16 protein-coding genes are annotated in these 19,280 nt (G+C 57.4%); 7 read left to right on the top strand and 9 right to left on the bottom strand.

All coding sequences use genetic code 11. From position 1 onward, the window contains the following. Positions 1–24 precede the first annotated feature (24 nt). A complete protein-coding gene (gene envZ, locus OK409_RS15755) occupies positions 25–1,392 on the bottom strand; it encodes a two-component system sensor histidine kinase EnvZ (RefSeq protein ID WP_010253168.1) in 1,368 nt (455 codons plus the stop codon). Next, positions 1,389–2,108 carry a two-component system response regulator OmpR gene (gene ompR / locus OK409_RS15750; protein WP_003853014.1) on the bottom strand — a complete coding sequence of 240 codons (720 nt, stop codon included), beginning with the start codon at positions 2,106–2,108 and terminating at the stop codon, positions 1,389–1,391. Before ompR ends, envZ begins: the two co-directional genes overlap by 4 nt. Positions 2,109–2,645: 537 nt before the next feature. Between ompR and yjbE the strand changes: the two genes are divergently transcribed. The 4 genes from yjbE to OK409_RS15730 all read left to right on the top strand — a co-directional run bounded on the left by yjbE (position 2,646) and on the right by OK409_RS15730 (position 7,795). Further along, positions 2,646–2,894 (top strand): exopolysaccharide production protein YjbE, encoded by a 249-nt coding sequence (gene yjbE / locus OK409_RS15745; protein WP_010253177.1) that lies wholly within the window; start codon positions 2,646–2,648, stop codon positions 2,892–2,894. 182 nt (positions 2,895–3,076) lie between these two features. After that, positions 3,077–3,550: a transcription elongation factor GreB gene (gene greB / locus OK409_RS15740; RefSeq protein WP_010253180.1), complete on the top strand. Its 474-nt coding sequence runs from the start codon at positions 3,077–3,079 to the stop codon at positions 3,548–3,550. Positions 3,551–3,653: 103 nt separating this feature from the next. Beyond that, the gene (locus OK409_RS15735) at positions 3,654–5,981 is read left to right on the top strand and encodes a Tex family protein (RefSeq protein WP_264367211.1); all 2,328 of its coding nucleotides are present in this window, start codon (positions 3,654–3,656) and stop codon (positions 5,979–5,981) included. A gap of 128 nt (positions 5,982–6,109) precedes the next feature. Next, positions 6,110–7,795 (top strand): alpha-amylase family glycosyl hydrolase, encoded by a 1,686-nt coding sequence (locus OK409_RS15730; RefSeq protein ID WP_010253185.1) that lies wholly within the window; start codon positions 6,110–6,112, stop codon positions 7,793–7,795. Here the strand turns inward: OK409_RS15730 and OK409_RS15725 are convergent, their stop codons facing one another. Next, positions 7,796–8,065: a YdgH/BhsA/McbA-like domain containing protein gene (locus OK409_RS15725; RefSeq protein ID WP_010671554.1), complete on the bottom strand. Its 270-nt coding sequence runs from the start codon at positions 8,063–8,065 to the stop codon at positions 7,796–7,798. A 173-nt stretch (positions 8,066–8,238) separates the two neighbouring features. Beyond that, positions 8,239–9,012 carry a pimeloyl-ACP methyl ester esterase BioH gene (gene bioH / locus OK409_RS15720; RefSeq protein ID WP_264367210.1) on the bottom strand — a complete coding sequence of 258 codons (774 nt, stop codon included), beginning with the start codon at positions 9,010–9,012 and terminating at the stop codon, positions 8,239–8,241. Positions 9,013–9,046: 34 nt separating this feature from the next. On the opposite strand from bioH, the gene gntX reads away from it, so the two are divergent. Both gntX and nfuA read left to right on the top strand, forming a co-directional pair. Further along, the gene (gntX, locus tag OK409_RS15715) at positions 9,047–9,727 is read left to right on the top strand and encodes a DNA utilization protein GntX (protein ID WP_022624032.1); all 681 of its coding nucleotides are present in this window, start codon (positions 9,047–9,049) and stop codon (positions 9,725–9,727) included. A gap of 58 nt (positions 9,728–9,785) precedes the next feature. Next, on the top strand, positions 9,786–10,361 hold the full coding sequence (gene nfuA / locus OK409_RS15710; protein ID WP_010253194.1) for a Fe-S biogenesis protein NfuA: 576 nt from the start codon (positions 9,786–9,788) through the stop codon (positions 10,359–10,361). A 252-nt stretch (positions 10,362–10,613) separates the two neighbouring features. Here the strand turns inward: nfuA and malQ are convergent, their stop codons facing one another. From malQ to glpE, 5 genes are all read right to left on the bottom strand, one after another. After that, a complete protein-coding gene (malQ, locus tag OK409_RS15705; RefSeq protein WP_264367209.1) occupies positions 10,614–12,695 on the bottom strand; it encodes a 4-alpha-glucanotransferase in 2,082 nt (693 codons plus the stop codon). Positions 12,696–12,704: 9 nt separating this feature from the next. After that, a complete protein-coding gene (gene malP / locus OK409_RS15700; RefSeq protein WP_064691040.1) occupies positions 12,705–15,110 on the bottom strand; it encodes a maltodextrin phosphorylase in 2,406 nt (801 codons plus the stop codon). Positions 15,111–15,265: 155 nt separating this feature from the next. Continuing rightward, entirely contained in the window at positions 15,266–16,024 is a 759-nt protein-coding gene (locus OK409_RS15695; protein ID WP_010253201.1) for a DeoR/GlpR family transcriptional regulator, read from the bottom strand. A 31-nt stretch (positions 16,025–16,055) separates the two neighbouring features. Then, positions 16,056–16,877, bottom strand: coding sequence for a rhomboid family intramembrane serine protease GlpG (gene glpG / locus OK409_RS15690; RefSeq protein WP_010671549.1), 822 nt, complete (start codon positions 16,875–16,877; stop codon positions 16,056–16,058). A gap of 29 nt (positions 16,878–16,906) precedes the next feature. Next, a complete protein-coding gene (gene glpE, locus OK409_RS15685) occupies positions 16,907–17,233 on the bottom strand; it encodes a thiosulfate sulfurtransferase GlpE (protein ID WP_033759026.1) in 327 nt (108 codons plus the stop codon). Positions 17,234–17,460: 227 nt separating this feature from the next. On the opposite strand from glpE, the gene glpD reads away from it, so the two are divergent. Further along, positions 17,461–18,966 (top strand): glycerol-3-phosphate dehydrogenase, encoded by a 1,506-nt coding sequence (gene glpD / locus OK409_RS15680; RefSeq protein ID WP_010671548.1) that lies wholly within the window; start codon positions 17,461–17,463, stop codon positions 18,964–18,966. Positions 18,967–19,280: the final 314 nt, after the last annotated feature.

Genomic DNA, 19,280 nt, shown 5'->3' with positions numbered 1-19,280 from the left:
AATGAAACTGCCGCGCCGTTTTTATCATCCCGACACGCTGTTGCTGCCGTTGTTGTGGCTCAGCGCCATGCTTTCCACTAACGGCAACCAGGCACGAATGCGTAAACCACCGCGTTCGCTCTCGCCAATCTCCAGCGAGCCCTGATGGGCATCAATGATACGCTGCACGATCGCCAGGCCCAGACCGGTTCCGCTGGTGCTGCGGGCGCTGTCGCCGCGCACAAAGGGCTGGAACAGATGCGCCAGCTGATCCGGCTTAATGCCAGGTCCATCATCCTCCACCTGGAACCAGGCACGATGCAGTTCCCGTCCGCTGCTGACCCTGATCCAGCCATTACCGTATCGCGCGGCATTGACCACCAGGTTAGCCAGTGCCCGTTTAATCGACAGCGGGTTGATATCCAGCATTAACTCTTCCGGCATCACCGCATTTTCGATCTCACGTTCATAGCCGCTTTCAGCGGCCACCACTTCGCCCAGCACACTGTTAAGGTCGGCGCGCTCAGTCTGCATCTCCTGACCGGTACGCAGGTAGTCGATGAACTGTTCGATAATGGCGTTGCACTCTTCGATATCTTTATTAATCGATTCGGCCAGGTAGCCATCCTGCTCGCTCATCATCTCGGTGGCGAGACGAATACGGGTCAGCGGCGTTCGCAAATCGTGGCTGACGCCCGCCATTAACAGCGTGCGGTCATCCGCCAGCTGCTTCACCCCGGCCGCCATCTGGTTAAAGGCGCGGGTCACCGATCGCACTTCTGACGCGCCATACTCGCGCAGCGGCGGCGGAATAATCCCGCGCCCGACCTGCAGAGCGGCGTGCTCCAGATCCACCAGCGGGCGGTTCTGGATGCGGATAAACAGCCAGGCACCGCCAATCGCCAGCAGCATAATCGCCAGGGTGTAGCGGAACAGCGGCGAGAAGTCGCCCTGATGAATCTCAGTCAGCGGCACCCGCACCCAGATATCGGGCGACAGCCAGGTTTTCAGCCAGACGACGGGCGAGTTTTTGTTAACCTCAACCCGCACATCGGTGGGACCGCCAAGCTGCTGGCCCATCTGCTCGCTCAGGAATTCATAGTGCTGCGCCCATCGCAATCCGCTCTCCTCTGCTGCTGCATTGGTGTAGAGCGAGATCCCCAGTTCGCGGTAGATTTCCCGGCGAAACGCCGGTGGCACTTCCAGCTGCGTGCCATCTTCCAGCTGCAACCGGTCGGTCATCAGCATACGAACTTCGTAAGCGAGCACCTTATTGAACTGTTGCAGGCTGGGAAGAATGGCGAAGTTCAGCACCACCAGATAGGTCGTTACCAGGCTGACAAACAGCAGGGTAACGATCAGCAGCAGGGTGCGGGCAAACGAACTGCGAGGCGAGAAGCGCAGTCGCTTCATGCTTTACTGCCGTCCGGCACAAAGACGTAGCCCAGACCCCAGACGGTCTGGATATAACGCGGATGCGCAGGATCCTCTTCCACCATGCGACGCAGGCGGGAGATCTGGACGTCAATCGAACGTTCCATGGCGCTGTATTCACGGCCACGCGCCAGGTTCATCAGCTTATCGCGAGACAGCGGCTCACGCGGGTGGCTGACCAGTGCTTTCAGCACCGCAAACTCACCGCTGGTCAGCGGCATCGGCTCATCTTCACGGAACATCTCGCGGGTGCCGAGGTTAAGTTTGAACTTACCAAAGGCGATGATCGCCTCTTCCTGCGAAGGCGCGCCTGGCAGTTCATTGGCCTGACGGCGCAGCACCGCACGGATACGCGCCAGCAGCTCACGCGGGTTAAAGGGTTTAGGAATATAGTCGTCAGCGCCGATCTCCAGCCCCACGATACGATCCACCTCTTCGCCCTTGGCGGTCACCATAATAATCGGCATCGGGTTGCTCTGACTGCGCAGACGACGGCAGATAGAGAGACCATCCTCGCCTGGCAACATCAGGTCGAGCACCATCAGATGAAACGATTCACGGGTTAACAGACGATCCATCTGCTCGGCATTAGCGACACTGCGCACCTGAAAGCCCTGCTCGGTGAGATAGCGTTCAAGCAGTGCACGCAGACGCATATCATCATCGACGACCAGAATTTTGTAGTTCTCTTGCATTTTCAACTCCCAAAGGCGCTATTGCCTGAGCCAACATTGTTAAAAAAAGATGCCTTATAGTGACAGTCATTAATGGTTTATATTCTAGCCAAAATTGTTACAAAGCATATTAAACAGGAGCTTATATTTGATTTAAGGCGATTTCGGGTCAGTTTTAACGCGTCTGGCGCTGCCCGGCCCCGGTTACGGCAAATCTGAAAAAACGGCTCTGTTTCTCTGAATCGCTGGCGTCAGAAGCGGGCCAGTTTTTATTCGATGAACGAATTCAGCAAGTTAGCAGACAATTTGACTTAATGATCAGCCATCACTGTGGATAAGCTCCAGATAATCTACCTCAACAGTAGCCAGGCAGCATAATATTCCAGCAAACCTGCGTAACGCCCCACTCTCCTCTCGGATTAGTTTCAGCGATGCCACCAGCAAGACCAGTTGAAATTAAAGTCCGTTAAATCAATCAGTAAAGCCAACTTTTCGCCTTCTCCGTTTTCAACCAGACTGCTCAGGCAACATTCGATGTCTCAACGGGGATTACACACAATGAAAAAAACAATTTTACTGCTGAGCGCGCTGGCATTAAGCAGCGTCACTCCAGCTTATGCTGCCACAGCCACCGGTGAAGCAGCTGGCGCAGCGGCAACCACCACAGCACAAGGTAACTCTAACGCCATCGGTGTTGGCGCAGTCGCCGCCCTGCTGGGCGTTGCGCTGGCCACCATGGGCGGCGGCGGCGGTGACGGTCACAGCACCGGTACATCGACCACCACGGCGACTCACGCCGGTAAATAAGTATCACGACTTCTTTTACAGCTTCAGATTACTGGCTTCAGATTGTTGTTCAGCACCAACCCTTTCGCCGCCGGGGAAGTCAACGTGGGTTTTTAGCCTTTAAAAACCCTTTCCCCGCCCTTTTTTGCCGCGCCCCCTTTGTCTTACACTGTTCCTCTTTGGATCTCTCTGGCCGGTATAGCATGAAAACCCGACTCATTACCCGCGAAGGCTTCGATAAGCTGAAAGCAGAACTCGACTATCTCTGGCGTGAAGAGCGACCGGAAGTGACAAAAAAAGTCACCTGGGCTGCCAGTCTTGGCGATCGCAGTGAAAATGCCGATTATCAGTACAACAAAAAACGGCTGCGTGAAATCGACCGTCGCGTTCGCTATCTGACCAAAAGTCTTGAACAGCTGCGTATCGTTGACTATTCACCCCAGCAGGATGGCAAAGTCTTCTTTGGCGCCTGGGTGGAAATTGAAAACGATGAGGGCGACCTAAAACGCTTCCGCATTGTGGGCTACGATGAGATTTTTGGCCGCAAAGATTACATCTCCATCGACTCGCCCATGGCGCGGGCGCTGCTGAAAAAAGAGGTCGGCGATGCCGCCACCGTCGAGACGCCAGTGGGGCCGGCGCTGTGGTATATCAACGCGATTGACTACCCGCAATAACCCTTCAGATTATCGCTGAAAGCCGCCCGCGTCTCTGGCAATTTTAACCATCAATCCGTATAACTGTCGGCTATTTCTCAACCCGGAAAGCAAGACAATCCTGATGATGAAAGTTCTGAGCCAGATAATTGCCAGTGAGCTCCAGGCGCGTCCAGAGCAAGTTGACGCCGCCGTTCGCCTGCTGGATGAAGGGAATACCGTGCCGTTTATCGCACGCTATCGTAAAGAGGTCACCGGCGGGCTGGATGATACCCAGTTGCGCCAGCTGGAAACCCGCCTCAGCTATCTGCGTGAACTTGAAGAGCGACGCCAGTCGATTCTGAAGTCGATTGACGATCAGGGGAAACTCACTGACGACCTCGCCCGCGCGATCAACACCACCCTCAGCAAAACCGAGCTTGAAGACCTCTACCTGCCCTACAAACAGAAACGCCGGACGCGTGGACAGATCGCTATCGAAGCGGGTCTGGAGCCGCTGGCGGAGACGCTGTGGCAGGAGCCGTCTCACATTCCTGAGCAACTTGCCGAACAGTATGTCGATGCCGACAAAGGCGTCGCCGACGTCCGTGCCGCGCTGGATGGTGCCCGCTACATTCTGATGGAGCGTTTCGCTGAAGATGCCGCGCTGCTGGCGAAGGTGCGTAATTACCTGTGGAAAAATGCCCATCTGGTGTCACGCGTGGTGGAAGGCAAAGAGGAAGCGGGCGCGAAGTTCCGCGACTACTTTGATCACCATGAAGCGCTGAGCGGCGTGCCGTCGCACCGTGCGCTGGCGATGCTGCGTGGCCGCAACGAAGGCGTGCTGCAACTGTCGCTGAATGCCGATCCACAGTTTGATGAAGCACCGCGTGAAAGCCACGGCGAAACGCTGATTGCTGAGCACCTGAACCTGCGCCTGAATAACGCTCCTGCCGACAGCTGGCGTAAAGCGGTGGTGAGCTGGACGTGGCGCATCAAGGTGATGCTGCATCTGGAAACGGAGCTGATGGGCACGGTGCGCGAACGCGCAGAAGATGAAGCGATTAACGTCTTTGCCCGCAACCTGCACGATCTGCTGATGGCCGCTCCCGCCGGTATGCGCGCCACCATGGGGCTGGATCCGGGCCTGCGCACCGGCGTCAAAGTGGCGGTGGTCGATGCCACCGGCAAGGTCGTCGCGACCGATACCGTCTATCCGCATACCGGCCAGACCGCGAAAGCCGCAGCCGCCGTAGCGGCACTCTGCACTAAGCATCAGGTTGAGCTGGTGGCGATTGGCAACGGCACCGCTTCACGTGAAACTGAGCGCTTCTTCCTGGATCTGCAGCAGCAGTTCCCGCAGGTCACGGCGCAGAAAGTGATTGTCAGTGAAGCTGGCGCATCTGTCTATTCGGCCTCTGAACTGGCGGCGCTGGAGTTCCCGGATCTCGATGTTTCACTGCGCGGCGCGGTGTCGATTGCCCGACGTTTGCAGGATCCGCTGGCAGAGCTGGTGAAAATCGACCCGAAATCGATCGGTGTGGGTCAGTATCAGCATGACGTCAGTCAGAGCCAGCTGGCGAAGAAACTCGACGCCGTAGTAGAAGATTGCGTGAATGCCGTCGGCGTTGACCTCAACACCGCCTCGGTGCCGCTGCTGACCCGCGTGGCGGGCCTGACGCGCATGATGGCGCAGAACATTGTCGGCTGGCGTGATGAGCATGGCCGCTTCCAGAACCGTCAGCAGTTGCTGAAAGTGAGCCGCCTTGGGCCAAAAGCCTTTGAGCAGTGTGCGGGCTTCCTGCGCATCAACCATGGCGATAACCCGCTGGATGCCTCAACTGTGCATCCGGAAGCCTATCCGGTGGTGGAGCGCATCCTGGCCGCTACCGAGCAGGCACTGAGCGACCTGATGGGCAACGCAGGCAGCCTGCGTAATCTCAGCGCCCGCGATTTCATTGATGAACGTTTTGGTCTGCCGACCGTCACCGACATCATGAAAGAGCTGGAGAAGCCGGGCCGCGATCCGCGTCCTGAGTTTAAAACCGCACAGTTCGCTGAAGGCGTAGAGACGCTGAACGATCTGACGCCGGGCATGATCCTCGAAGGTGCCGTCACTAACGTGACCAACTTCGGTGCATTTGTGGATATCGGCGTGCATCAGGATGGCCTGGTGCATATCTCTTCGCTCTCCGATCGCTTCGTGGAAGATCCGCATCAGGTGGTGAAAGCGGGCGATATCGTCAAAGTGAAAGTGATGGAGGTCGATCTCCAGCGCAAGCGTATTGCCCTGACCATGCGTCTTGATGAGCAGCCAGGCGAAGGCAATGCCCGTGGTGGCGCGAAGAACGCTGCTCCGCGCGAGGAGAAACGTCAGAACACCGCGAAAGGTCGTCCGCGTCCGGTCAGCTCGTCAGCAGGTAACAGTGCGATGGGTGATGCGCTGGCTGCGGCTTTCGGTAAAAAACGCTAAGCTTTTCAGGGGGCCACTGCCTGGCCCCCTCTTCACACCCTTCTCCCCGGTTGAAAATCCCCGCCATCGCGCTACGCTAAAAAGACGCCTGTCATAAAAACAACACCTGCTGTGGCACCCAATTCACGATGGAAACGATCACCGATCTGATTGATAAGATTTATGCTGGCACATTTCCGGAGGCGACCTTTGCGCGCCTGCTGGCTGACATCGCCACCGCCCGCGAGGCCATTAAGCTGCCGCGCAAGGCACACTGGGATGAGCAGGATGTGGTGCTGATCACCTATGCCGATCAGTTTCGCGAAGCCGATAAACCCACGCTCAGCACCTTTTCCCGGTTCTATCAGCAGCACCTGCAATCCACGTTTCCGCTGGTTCACCTGCTGCCCTTTTTCCCCTGGTCGTCCGATGACGGCTTTTCGGTGATTGATTACCATCAGGTCGATCCGCTGTGCGGCGACTGGCAGGACATTGCGCGGCTGCATCAGGAAACCCGGCTGATGTTCGATTTTGTCTGCAACCATATGTCGGCACACAGCGCCTGGTTCAGCCACTTCCTGGCGCAGGATCCCGGCTGGGACGATTTCTTTATCAGTATGCCGCCCGCCACCGATCTCAGCGCCGTGACGCGTCCGCGCACCTCGCCGCTGCTGACGCCGTTTAAAATGGCGGATGGCGAAACCCGCTTTATCTGGACCACCTTCAGCGCCGACCAGATCGACCTCAACTTTGCCAATCCTGAGGTGCTGCTGCGCATGGTCAATGTGCTGCTCGACTACCTGAAACGCGGCGCTGACTATGTGCGTCTCGATGCGGTCGGCTACATGTGGAAAACGCCCGGCACGCGCTGTATTCATCTGGAAAAGACCCATCAGCTGGTGAAGCTGTTTCGCGCTATTGCCGACCAGGTTGCGCCTGGCACGGTGATTATCACCGAGACCAACGTGCCGCATCAGGACAACATCAGCTATCTGGGCAACGGGCACGATGAGGCGCAGATGGTCTATCAGTTTTCGTTGCCGCCACTGGTGCTGCATGCGATTCACACCGGCTCGGCGCGCGCACTGCGGCAGTGGGCGAGCGCTCTGGATCTCAGCAGCAACGACACCACCTTTTTCAACTTTCTGGCGTCACACGACGGCATCGGCCTTAATCCGGCGCGCGGCATTTTGTCTGAAGTAGAGATTGTGGCGCTGGTGCGCGATCTGGCGCTGGAAGGCGCGCTGGTCTCCTATAAAAACAACCCTGACGGCACCACCAGCCCCTATGAAATCAACGTCACCTATCTGGATGCGCTCAACCGTGAAGATGACGATGACGCCACGCGGCTGAAACGTTTTTTGCTGGCCCATGCGATTCTGCTGGTCTTTCCCGGCGTGCCTGCCATCTATATCCAGAGCATTCTGGGTGGTCGTAACCATTACGATGGCGTGCGCGCCGCCGGACACAACCGGGCGATTAATCGGCAGAAGTATGATTTACAGCAGATTGAGGGAGATCTGGCGGGCGGTAACTGGCTGCGCCAGCAGGTCTATACCCGGCTCGGGCAACTGATTCAGCTGCGTCGTCGTCAGCCTGCGTTTCACCCGGATAATCCGATGACGCTTTATGAGAGCGAAAACGCCGTGCTGGTGCTCAGACGTCATCAGCCAGAAAGCGGCGACGGGCTGCTGTGCGTGTTTAATCTCAGTGGACGGTCAGTGGAGACGCAATTACCGGTGGCGCATACGTTGCAGGATGTGGTGAGCGGAGAGAAAATTGATGGCACCCAGCCGGTTAAGCTGGATGCCTGGCAGTTCATGTGGCTACGTTAATTACTTGTAGACTTCAGCCGTTGCGCTGAATTTACCGTGTTCGCGGCCTGCGATCACGCGGTAGTATTTACCGCCCTTTTCGTCAGCGAGCTTCGACAACACTTTCTTAGCATCCATTGGCGAGGTGGTTTCCGCCGTGGTGTTAACGTTGCCGATCTTTTGCAGGTTCATTGTTTTAACTTCTTCCTGGGTGACTTCTTTCGCTGCCATCGCAGAAAATGAAATCGCGCCCATCATCATTGAAGCCACAACCCATTTAAAAACCTTCATTATGTTTACCCTCATTCATGATCCATTGTGAGATGTAAGCAGCCGCTAAACGCGTAAGGCAGTATGGAACGGCATAGTCATTTCCATGACTAATCACATAAAATTGCAACGGCCTCGCTCACAGAGAGAAGTATTGCTGCTGTCTGCGATTTTGCCAGTTCAAAGCGTCATTATCACGGCAGATTACTGATAAAATTAACAATATGCTGGCAAAAGCGCTCAGGATGGGAAATAAAAGGCGCATGTGCGGCTTTTTCGATAACCACTGAGGGCGATGCTGGCAACATTACATCAATCTCCGCCGCAATCCGGCGCGGCACCAGTCCATCTAACGCGCCATAGAGTCGCAGGAACGGCAGCGTAATCTGCGGTAACGCGTCGCGCAGATCGACCTGGCGCAGAATCTCCAGTCCGCCATCCAGCACCGCCACCTCCGGCATCGGCTGCGACAGCACCACCTCTTTCAGCTGCCGCGCATCGGCGCGAGCCGTTTCGGTACCCAGCGTCTGCAGCGCCAGAAAGCGCTCCACCGTGCGCTGGAAATCGTTGCTGAGCATCTGCTGAAAGTTCTGCAGCGTCTCCGGTTTAATGCCGGGCCAGCTCTCTGTGGCGGTGAAACAGGGCGACGAGGCAACGGTGATCAATGCAGCCAGTTTTTCTGGCGCACTCAGCGCCAGCTGCGTCGCCACCAGTCCGCCCAGCGACCAGCCCACCACAATCGACTGCGGTGGCAGCGCAGGCAGCAATTGCGCTGCCATCTGCTCCAGCGTCAGCGCACCGAAATGCTGGCTGCGGCCATAGCCGGGCAGATCGACCAGATGCAGGCGATAGTGCGCGCTGAGTCGCGGAATGATGCTTTGCCAGACTTCGGCATTCAGTCCCCATCCGTGCAGCAGCACAAGATCGCGTTTTCCTTCTCCGCAGGTGTGCCAGTAGAGCGACGTCATCAGTTACTATCCCGAGAATGATAAGGAGGTCGCTATGCTAGCAATGCCCGCCCTGTGTTGGCTATGCCGGATGCCGTTGCGGATAGCCCGGCATGGCATCTGCAGCTTATGTCTGCGCGGATTACCGCCGTTACCGCTGCTCTGTCCACGCTGCGGGTTGCCGGCAGGTTCAGCAAAGGTCGCCTGCGGCCGCTGCCAGCTTAAACCGCCCGCCTGGCAGGCGCTGGTCTGCGTCAATGACTATTGTCCGCCGTTCAGCCAGTGGGTTAACCAGCTTAAATTTTCTCACATAACCGCACTCAGGGTGATGCTGGCGCGGCTGCTTTTGCTAAGCTGGCTTAATGTTTACCGGCGTGGCAGTGTGCCGCGTCCCGATCTGCTGCTGCCGGTTCCGCTGCATCGGCGACGACGCTGGCAGCGTGGCTTTAATCAGACGGTACTGCTGGCCGCACCGCTGGCGCACTGGCTGGGATGTGAATGGCGCGAAGGTCTTTCCCGCAAGCGCGGGGGCGCATTACAGCATCAGCTCAGCGCCCGCCAGCGCCGCACCAACTTACGGGGTGCTTTCTGCCTTGAAATGGTGGTGCAGGGACGCCATATCGCTCTGCTGGATGACGTCATTACCACCGGCAGTACGGTAGATGAAATCAGCCGCCTGTTAATGGCCCAGGGTGCCGCCAGCGTGCAGGTCTGGTGCCTGTGCCGTACCTTGTAGAGCGTCTTTGATGGGCGTATTATAACCAACTAAATTAGTCAACTATTGAGCAATCGACATGATCCGAATTACTGACTCTGCCCAGGAACATTTTTCTAAACTGCTATCCAAACAAGAAGATGGCACCCAGATTCGCGTATTCGTGATTAACCCGGGTACGCCAACAGCCGAGTGTGGCGTCTCTTACTGTCCGCCCGATGCCGTTGAAGCTACTGACACCGAACTGAAGTTCGAAAAGCTCTCTGCTTACGTTGATGAACTGAGCAAGCCGTATCTGGAAGATGCTGAAATTGACTTCGTTACCGACAATCTTGGTTCACAGCTGACGCTGAAAGCGCCGAATGCCAAAATGCGTAAAGTCTCTGATGATGCGCCAATGGTTGAGCGCGTTGAGTATCTGCTTCAGGCGCAGATCAACCCACAGCTGGCCGGCCATGGCGGTCGCGTGTCGCTGATGGAGATCACCGATGAGGGCTACGCCATTCTGCAGTTTGGCGGCGGCTGTAACGGCTGTTCGATGATCGACGTGACCCTGAAAGATGGTATCGAGAAAGAGCTGCTGGCCGCCTTCCCGGAACTCAAAGGCGTGCGGGATATTACTGAGCATCAGCGCGGTGAACACTCGTTCTACTGATGAATAAGCGGGGTTTGCAGTCAGAATCTGCCCTCTCCGCTGAGAGATCGAGCCTGCTCAGGGAACGCGGTCAGATCGGAAAGACGCAAAATCCGTCATCCCTGACACGCTCGGCCCGCGCCATCCCTGACGCGGGACGCTTTCCTCCTCTGCCCGCGCTCCCTGCGTGTTGAGTTGAGCAGTTGCTGCCAGATTTATTCTGATCAAGTTTTATCATCGGTCAGAAACGGCAGCCTGGCTGCCGCGCTTCTGTTATTGCCCTTTCTGTCCTGACTGACGCTGCTGGCTGACAACCTTCAGCAGTGCATTCACTTCCTTGTCCGCAAAGATCTCCTCCAGCGTTTTGCTCAGCTTGCGTCGCCAGTTAGGGTACTGCTCCACCGTGCCCGGGACGTTGACCGGCGTGGTCATGCCAAGCCAGTCCTCAGGCTGCAGGCCAAGCAGCGCACTGTCGGTATCCGCCAGGAAGCGATGTATTGCCCGATTCAGCGCAGGCGTCATGGTGAGCTTCTCTGCCTTCTTCTGGCTGCGTGCCGGTAAGGCACCCGCCTGATGCAGCGCATCCAGCAGCGCCTGCTTCTGCGCGGCGCGCTGCTGATGTAACGCTTTCACCGCATCGCCCGGATAGAGGCCAATCTTCTCACCCAGCGCCAGGTCGCCCTGCTCCCAGAAGCCGGTCAGCGTAGGCAGATCATGCGTGCTGGCGCTGGCGATAGACTGGCGCGGATAGTCCTGCGGCGCGCGATAGCGCTCATCCTTCTCCTGCTCAAACCAGAGCACCTTCCATGAAAAGACGCCACTTTTACGCAGCAGGCTGACAATCTCCTGGGGGACGGTGCCCAAGTCTTCGCCAATCACCATGCAGCGCAGCCGGTGGCTCTCCAGCGCCAGGATGCCCAGCAGATCGTTGACCGGATAGGCCACATAGGCGCCTTTATCCGCCGTCTCCCCGGCAGGCACCCACCACAGACGCAGCAGTGACATCACATGGTCGATGCGCAGCGCGCCGCAGTCGCGCATGTTGGCGCGCAGCATGTCGATAAATGGCTGGTAGCCGCGCGCCTTCATGACATGCGGATCCATCGGCGGTAAGCCCCAGTTTTGTCCCAGCGGACCGAGACGGTCAGGCGGCGCACCTACCGAGGCCTTGAGGCGGTAAAGCTCCGGGTCGTGCCAGGTTTCCGCGCTGCCTTCCGCCACGCCCACTGCCAGGTCACGATAGAGTCCGACGCTCATGCCCAGCGCCTGACTGTGCGTCCAGCAGCCAGAGAACTGCTGCTGCGCCAGCCATTGCAGCCATTGCCAGAAGGCGATCTCCTCTTCATGCTGTGCACACCACTGCTGCACCTCCGGCAACTGGCTGTTGCGCCACCCTTCCGGCCACGCAGGCCAGCCGCCCTGCTGCGCCTTGTCTGCCCGCCGCTCCAGCTGTATGCCGTCGTAGGCGGCCTGATAACGCAGGCTGTCGCTGCCTTCATGCACAAAGGCCGCCCAGGATTGATGCTCTTCGCTCTGGCTGTCTCGCGCCTGAAAGTGTGCCCAGGCGTGCCGCAGCGCAGCGAGCTTAAGCGCCATTACCGCCTCGTAGTCAACCAGCTCCGCCTCACGTGCTTTGGTCAGCGCCTTCCGGGTTCTGGCGCTGTTCCACCACTTCTGTGCCGCCGCGCTTTGCTGAAAATCGGCCACCTGACTGACGTCGATATAGATTACGTTCAGCCAGCGGCGCGACGACGGGCTGTACGGACTGGCGAAACCGGCGCTGGCGGGATAGAGCGCATGCAGCGGATTCAGCCCGACGAAATCGCCACCGCGTTCAGCCAGCTGCACCAGCAGCTGGTCGAGATCGCCGAAGTCGCCGATGCCCCAGTTCTGTTCAGAGCGCACGGTGTAGAGCTGCACCAGCGCACCCCAGCGTTTTTCCCCCGCTTCCAGCGCCGGAGGCAGATAGCAGCGGCGCGGCGCGACGATAAGCCGCGTCTGCCAGCTTTTTTTGCCCTTACTGAGTGTGAGCTGGTGGTACCCCTGCGCCAGCGGGCCAGGCAGCGTAAAAGGCTCACCGGCGGTTAACTCGCCGCTGTGCTGTTTGCCCTTTTCAGTCTGCAACTGCCAGCGGTAAACGCCGCTGCCCTGTGGCGTCAGCTGTCGCTTGCCACTGCCGCTGAACACCGCGACCGGCGGCAGCGGCGATTTTTTTGCGTCCTGCGGATCGTCCATCACCGCCAGCAGCGCCTGCAGGGTCTCATCGCTGATCGCCTCTTTCTCGCCATTGACGTTGATGTAGTCAAGTGAAATTCCCGCGGCACGGGCGGCCTGACCGAGTGAATGTTGCTTCATTGCTGCTCCTTAGCGCGGTGCCTGCCAGATACGTTGCTGATAGTCACGAATTGACCGGTCCGAACTGAACATGCCGGTTCGTGCCGTATTGAGGATGGCGGCGCGGGTCCAGCCTTCCGGGTCGCGCCACAGGGCTTCCACCCGTTGCTGCGCCTCGATGTAGGCCTGGAAATCGGCCAGCACCAGCCAGGGATCGCCATGTTTCGTCAGGCTCTCCAGCATCAGGTCAAACGCATGTTTATCCCCGTTGCTGAATTTGCCCTTCTCCAGCGATTTCAGTAGATCGTCCAGCGGCTTGTTCTGCTTACGCACCTTTTTCGGGTTATAGCCTTTCGCCTTAAGCGCTTTGACCTCATCCACGGTGTGACCGAAGATAAAGATATTCTCCTCACCCACCTGTTCGGCAATCTCGACATTGGCGCCATCCAGCGTGCCAATCGTCAGCGCACCGTTCAATGCCAGCTTCATGTTGCCGGTGCCGGAGGCTTCATACCCGGCGGTGGAGATCTGCTCTGAGAGATCGGCCGCCGGGATCATCAGTTCGGCCACGGTGATGCGGTAGTCCGGGATAAACACCACTTTAAGTCGGTCGCCGACCCGTGGATCGTTGTTCACCACTTCCGCCACCTTGTTAATGGCGTAAATGATATTTTTGGCGAGGTAATAACCCGGCGCGGCTTTGGCCCCGAACAGGAACACCCGTGGCGTAAAGGTGACATCCTCCGGGTTATGACAGATTTTCTGATAGCAGTAGAGGATATGCAGCAGGCTGAGGTGCTGGCGCTTGTACTCATGCAGCCGTTTGATCTGCACATCGAACAGCGCGGCGGGGTTCACGATAATCCCCGTGTGGCGGGCGATATACTCCGTAAGCTGCGCTTTGTTCTGCTGTTTGATGCTGCGATAGCGCTGACGAAACGCCTGATCGTCGGCATACGCCTCCAGACCGCTTAACGCCTCAAGGTTATTGGCCCACTCGGTTTTCAGCGTCTCATCAATCAGCCCGGCCAGCGCCGGATTACACTGCTTCAGCCAGCGGCGCGGCGTGATGCCGTTGGTGACGTTGTGGAATTTCTGCGGCCAGAGCTGGTGATATTCCGGGAAAAGATCGCTGACCACCAGGCTTGAGTGCAGCGCCGCCACGCCGTTGACCGCAAACCCGCTGACGACGCAGAGATTCGCCATCCGCACCTGACCGTCAGCGACCACCGCCAGCTTGTGCCACATCGCTTTGTCATCCGGCCAGCGCTGCTTCACCTGCTTTTTCAGCCGCTGGTTGATCTCTTTGATGATCAGCATATGGCGCGGCAGCAGACTGCGCATCAGCTTCTCATCCCAGCGCTCCAGCGCCTCCGGCATCAGCGTGTGGTTGGTGTAGGCAAACAACCGGCTGGTGATCTGCCACGCCTCATCCCAGCTCAGCTGATGCTCATCCAGCAACACGCGCAGCATCTCCGGGATGGCGATGGTGGGATGTGTATCGTTGAGCTGAATCACTTCGAAGTCAGGCAGGCTGTGAATGCTGCGTCCCGCCAGATGGTGACGACGCAGGATATCCGCCACCGCACAGGCGCACTGGAAATATTGCTGCATCAGGCGCAGCCGCTTGCCGGCCTGATGGTTGTCATTGGGATAGAGCACTTTGGTCAGTTTTGCCGCCTCGATGCCCGGCTGCTCCGCCTGCAGAAAATTGCCGTCGTTAAACGCCGTGAGATCAAACGGATGCGCACTCACTGCCTGCCACAGACGCAGCGGCAGCGTCACGCCGTTGCGGTAGCCGGTCACCGGCAAATCCCAGGCCTCACCGCGCAGCGTAAAATCGGGCAGCCAGCGTACACCGCCGTTTTCCTGCTTTTCTACCCGGCCACCCATCGCGACTTCCACATCCAGCGCCGCGTTGTGGCGGAACCAGGGATAGCGCTCACGTTGCCAGTCATCGGGCGCTTCAATCTGCTGGCCATCATCGAAAGACTGGCGAAACAGGCCGTACTGGTAATTCAGTCCGTGGCCGGTGGCGGACTGCCCCACCGTTGCCATCGAATCCATGTAGCAGGCGGCCAGTCGTCCCAGCCCGCCGTTACCCAGCGCCGGATCGACCTCCTGCTCCAGCAGTTCCGTTAAATCGAACTCGTGCTCAGCCAGCGCCGCTTTGACGTCGTTATACCAGCCGAGATTGAGCAGGTTGTTGCCGGTCAGACGGCCAATCAGAAACTCCATCGAGAGGTAATTAACGTGACGCTGCTGCACAGCCGGACGCGGTGCCGGTTGTGCGTCCAGTAGCTCCGCCAGCGCCGCGCTGACCGCCTGCCACGCCTGGTGCGGGGTCATCTGCTGGGCGGAACGGAGACTTAACTGTTGCCACTGGCGGGTAAAGGCGGCATTAAAACGGGCTTTATTAAATTTTTGCTGCGGCATATCACTCCCTTCTGTTACGCAATGAGGTGAAGCAAAAATAGAAAGCGCACGGACTGGCAACCGGGTGCCAGCAACCGTTAAGTAAAGACGGGAGTGAGGAAAAAAGCGACAGCAATCAAAGAAAAACGCCAGCCGGGGGGCTGGCGTGGCAGGAATCAGCAGAGTTCGAGGTGAACCTCATGCTGCTCAATCACCTTCATTACGCTGGCAGGCGGCGTTTTGTCCGTGTAGAGGTAGTCAAGCAGACTCATGTTGCCGAGGTTGACCATCGCGTTACGGCCAAACTTCGAGTGATCCACCACCAGCATCACGCAGCGTGAATTTTCAATGATGGCACGCTTGGTGCGGACTTCGTGATAGTCAAACTCCAGCAGCGAACCATCCATATCGATGCCGCTGATCCCCAGAATGCCGTAGTCGAGCCGGAACTGAGAAATAAAGTCGAGCGTCGCTTCACCCATTACCGCGCCATCACGGGTCCGCACTTCACCGCCCGCGATAATGACCCGGAAATCGGGTTTATCCATCAGCAGCATGGCGACGTTAAGGTTATTGGTGACCACGCGCAAATCGCTGTGGTTGAGCAGCGCATGCGCCACCGCTTCCGGCGTGGTGCCGATATCGATAAACAGCGTGGCACCATCCGGGATCTGGCTGGCCACGCGCTGGGCAATCCGCGCTTTTTCCGCTGACCACATCATTTTACGGTCGTGCCAGGCGGTATTCTCAGAGCTGGAGGGAAGCGCCGCGCCGCCGTGGTGACGCTGAATTTTGTTCTGATCGGCCAGATCGTTGAGATCGCGACGAATGGTTTGCGGGCTGACCTCAAAATGATCCACCAGCTCCTCAGTACTGACATATCCCTGACGACGGACTAAATCGATAATCGCGTCATGACGTTGCGTCTGCTTCACGTTCCTCTCCTGTTAACCCGCATAATCCTGTCTAACGACGCGTGACTTTACGCGTATCCACCAGCGCCATCGCCAGTCCGACCACCAGACCGGCGACGTGCGCCGCGTTGGCAATAGCCAGACCAAAGACGCCAAACCAGCCAATCACCAGCCAGACCAGCGCAAAACCGATCAATCCCCGTTCAAGATAGACGCCGCTGTCGGGATCGCGCTCCCCGCGCAGCCAGCAGTAACCCATCAGGGCATAGACCACGCCCGACAGGCCACCAAACCAGATGCCGCTGAACTTCGCCTGCAGCCAGCCGCTGAGCAGAGCCGAAATCAGCAGGATGACAAAGAGTTTGCCGCTGCCAAGTCGCTTCTCAACCGCGCCGCCCAGATACCACCACCACATCAGATTAAACAGAATGTGCAGCAGTGAAAAGTGCAGCAGCGCATGGCTGAACCAGCGCCAGACCTGAAGATGCTGATCGGCATCCGGCCAGGAGAGCCAGGCCATCACGGTGCGATCGCCCATGACCTGCATCAGAATAAATATCGCGATACAGAGCACCATCAGCGTCATGGTCAGCGGACCGGCACGCTCACGGATATTCGCCCAGATATTGCTGCGCTCATAGCGCAGGCCACTGTCAGTTTTTCCGCTGTGCCAGCTGGCGGCCTGATAACGCGGATGGTTAGGGTCGTGCAAAAACTGCTGGAGTTCGTTTTCGACCAGTGAAATCTTGCTCTCATCATCCAGCATGATGACGTAGTGATTTTCATGCTCAATACGCAGCGTGATGCCCCGCGTCGCCATGTAGTCAACAAAGGCCTGCGCCATGCGGGGCTGATTAAATTGGGTAATGCGCATCAGTAACTCTCCATGTGACGAGCGGCAATCTATTCGCTGCCGAGGGCAACCTGCTGAGGAAAGGCAGCACGCCAGGCATCAAAGCCGCCATCAATGCTGTACGCCGCGCTGAAGCCCTGTCCCAGCAGATATTGTGCCGCGCTTTTGCTGCTGTTGCCGTGATAGCACATCACCAGCACCGGCAGGCTGTGATCGGCACCGCTGACAAAATCGCTGAGGTTGGTGTTGGTCAGATGCAACGCACCCGCCGCATGACCCAGGGCATAACTTTGCGGATCGCGGATATCTACCAGCAGCGCACCCTGCGCCAGACGCGCCTGCGCCTGCTGCACATCAATACATTCGAACGTTTCCATGGGATCTCTCATAACAGCGTCACAATAGCGCGTAGTGTAACCCGAGAATCCACGCCAATAACCTGACAATCGTTACGGCTATCGGTTTTTTTGGTGGGCAGAATGTTAGCTATATCACGCAAAAATGTTTTTACCTGGTTAAAAGCTGGCGTCAATGTTGGTTTGCGATTATGATTATGCTCGAAAACGAACATTAGTGAACTATTCCGAACATCGGAGGAGATGACGTGGAAACCAAAGACCTGATCGTGATCGGCGGCGGCATCAACGGTGCCGGCATTGCAGCAGACGCTGCAGGACGCGGACTGTCGGTGTTAATGCTGGAGGCGCGGGATCTGGCTTGCGCGACCTCCTCTGCCAGTTCAAAACTGATTCACGGCGGCTTGCGCTACCTTGAACATTACGAATTCCGTCTGGTCAGTGAAGCACTGGCCGAGCGTGAAGTGCTGCTGAAAATGGCTCCGCATCTGGCGTTCCCGATGCGCTTCCGTCTGCCGCACCGTCCGCATCTGCGTCCGGCGTGGATGATCCGTACCGGCCTGTTTATGTATGACCATCTTGGCAAGCGTACCAGTCTGCCAGGCAGTAAAAGTTTGCGATTTGGCGCGGATTCGGCCCTGAAGCCGGAAATTACGCGCGGATTCGAATATTCTGACTGCTGGGTCGATGATGCCCGCATGGTGGTACTGAACGCACAGGAAGTCGTGAAGCGTGGCGGCGAAGTCCGTACCCGCACCCGCGTGACCCGTGCCTGGCGTGAAGGCGGCCTGTGGAAGGTCGAAGCGGAAGATGTCGACAGCGGTAAAACCTTTACCTGGCAGGCGAAAGGCCTGGTCAATGCTGCCGGCCCGTGGGTCAAACAGCTGTTCGACGACAGCCTGAAGCTGAAATCACCTTACGGTATTCGCCTGATCAAGGGCAGCCACATTGTGGTGCCACGCGTCCATACCGAAAAGCAGGCTTACATTCTGCAGAACGAAGATAACCGCATCGTGTTTGTCATCCCGTGGATGGATGAGTTCTCTATCATCGGTACCACCGACGTCGAGTACAAAGGCGATCCGAAAAACGTCAATATTGATGACAGCGAGACCGACTATCTGCTGAAAGTGTTCAACGGACACTTTAAAAAGCAGCTCACCGCTGACGATATCGTCTGGTCCTATTCCGGTGTCCGTCCGCTGTGTGATGACGAATCCGATTCGCCACAGGCGATCACCCGTGATTACACCCTGGATGTGCGCGACGATAATGGTCAGGCTCCGCTGCTGTCGGTGTTTGGCGGCAAGCTGACCACCTACCGTAAGCTGGCAGAACATGCGCTGGAGAAACTGGCGAAGTACTACCCGAACGCGGGCCCGGCATGGACGAAGAACTGCGTGTTGCCAGGCGGAAATATCTCCGGCACCCGTGAAGATTATGCGGCCAGCCTGCGTCGTCGCTATCCGTTTATCAGTGAAAATATGGCGCGCCACTTCTCGCGCACCTACGGCAGCAGCACTGAAACCCTGCTGGCTGGCGCGAAAAGCCTGGACGATCTGGGCGAGAACTTCGGTCACGAGTTTTACGAAGCAGAATTACGCTACCTGGTGCAGCATGAGTGGGTGCGTGAGCTGGATGATGCTATCTGGCGTCGTACCAAACAGGGCATGTGGCTGACCAAAGAGCAGCAGGCGCGAGTCACCGAGTGGCTGGCAGCGAAAGCTAAACCCGCCCTGTCGCTGGCATCATAAACGGACAGTAACTAACTAAAGAATCAGAAAGCAGGCTTCGGCCTGCTTTTTTTATCTCTGCGATAGCGGGTCGGTGAATCCGGGTGCTGATCCGACAGGTTGCGCTTTTCAGCGTGTAGCAGAGTTTATTTTTGTACGACGTACTTTTTATTAAAAATGCCAGGCTCACACCATTCTTTATACAGAAATCCGTTTATGCGATCACATTTTTGGTCAGCGCCTAGACTCAACTCTTTCTGCTTCGCATATCAAAACGTTCACATCCTATTGTTACTGTAAATATAACGTTCAGGCTTTTTGCTTAATTGAACGAC

The sequence above is a fragment of the Pantoea sp. RG18 genome (genome assembly GCF_025910075.1).
GTDB classification, from domain to species: Bacteria; Pseudomonadota; Gammaproteobacteria; order Enterobacterales; family Enterobacteriaceae; genus Pantoea; species Pantoea agglomerans.
Note: the sequence above shows the minus strand (reverse complement) of the source record. Positions and strands in the feature narration are given on the sequence as shown.

What these genes read in the sequence shown, in the direction of transcription:
- envZ (WP_010253168.1), bottom strand. Translation starts at nt 1,392, where the DNA reads ATGAAGCGACTGCGCTTCTCGCCTCGCAGTTCGTTTGCCCGCACCCTG.
- ompR (WP_003853014.1), bottom strand. Translation starts at nt 2,108, where the DNA reads ATGCAAGAGAACTACAAAATTCTGGTCGTCGATGATGATATGCGTCTG.
- yjbE (WP_010253177.1), top strand. Translation starts at nt 2,646, where the DNA reads ATGAAAAAAACAATTTTACTGCTGAGCGCGCTGGCATTAAGCAGCGTC.
- greB (WP_010253180.1), top strand. Translation starts at nt 3,077, where the DNA reads ATGAAAACCCGACTCATTACCCGCGAAGGCTTCGATAAGCTGAAAGCA.
- OK409_RS15735 (WP_264367211.1), top strand. Translation starts at nt 3,654, where the DNA reads ATGATGAAAGTTCTGAGCCAGATAATTGCCAGTGAGCTCCAGGCGCGT.
- OK409_RS15730 (WP_010253185.1), top strand. Translation starts at nt 6,110, where the DNA reads ATGGAAACGATCACCGATCTGATTGATAAGATTTATGCTGGCACATTT.
- OK409_RS15725 (WP_010671554.1), bottom strand. Translation starts at nt 8,065, where the DNA reads ATGAAGGTTTTTAAATGGGTTGTGGCTTCAATGATGATGGGCGCGATT.
- bioH (WP_264367210.1), bottom strand. Translation starts at nt 9,012, where the DNA reads ATGACGTCGCTCTACTGGCACACCTGCGGAGAAGGAAAACGCGATCTT.
- gntX (WP_022624032.1), top strand. Translation starts at nt 9,047, where the DNA reads ATGCTAGCAATGCCCGCCCTGTGTTGGCTATGCCGGATGCCGTTGCGG.
- nfuA (WP_010253194.1), top strand. Translation starts at nt 9,786, where the DNA reads ATGATCCGAATTACTGACTCTGCCCAGGAACATTTTTCTAAACTGCTA.
- malQ (WP_264367209.1), bottom strand. Translation starts at nt 12,695, where the DNA reads ATGAAGCAACATTCACTCGGTCAGGCCGCCCGTGCCGCGGGAATTTCA.
- malP (WP_064691040.1), bottom strand. Translation starts at nt 15,110, where the DNA reads ATGCCGCAGCAAAAATTTAATAAAGCCCGTTTTAATGCCGCCTTTACC.
- glpG (WP_010671549.1), bottom strand. Translation starts at nt 16,877, where the DNA reads ATGCGCATTACCCAATTTAATCAGCCCCGCATGGCGCAGGCCTTTGTT.
- glpE (WP_033759026.1), bottom strand. Translation starts at nt 17,233, where the DNA reads ATGGAAACGTTCGAATGTATTGATGTGCAGCAGGCGCAGGCGCGTCTG.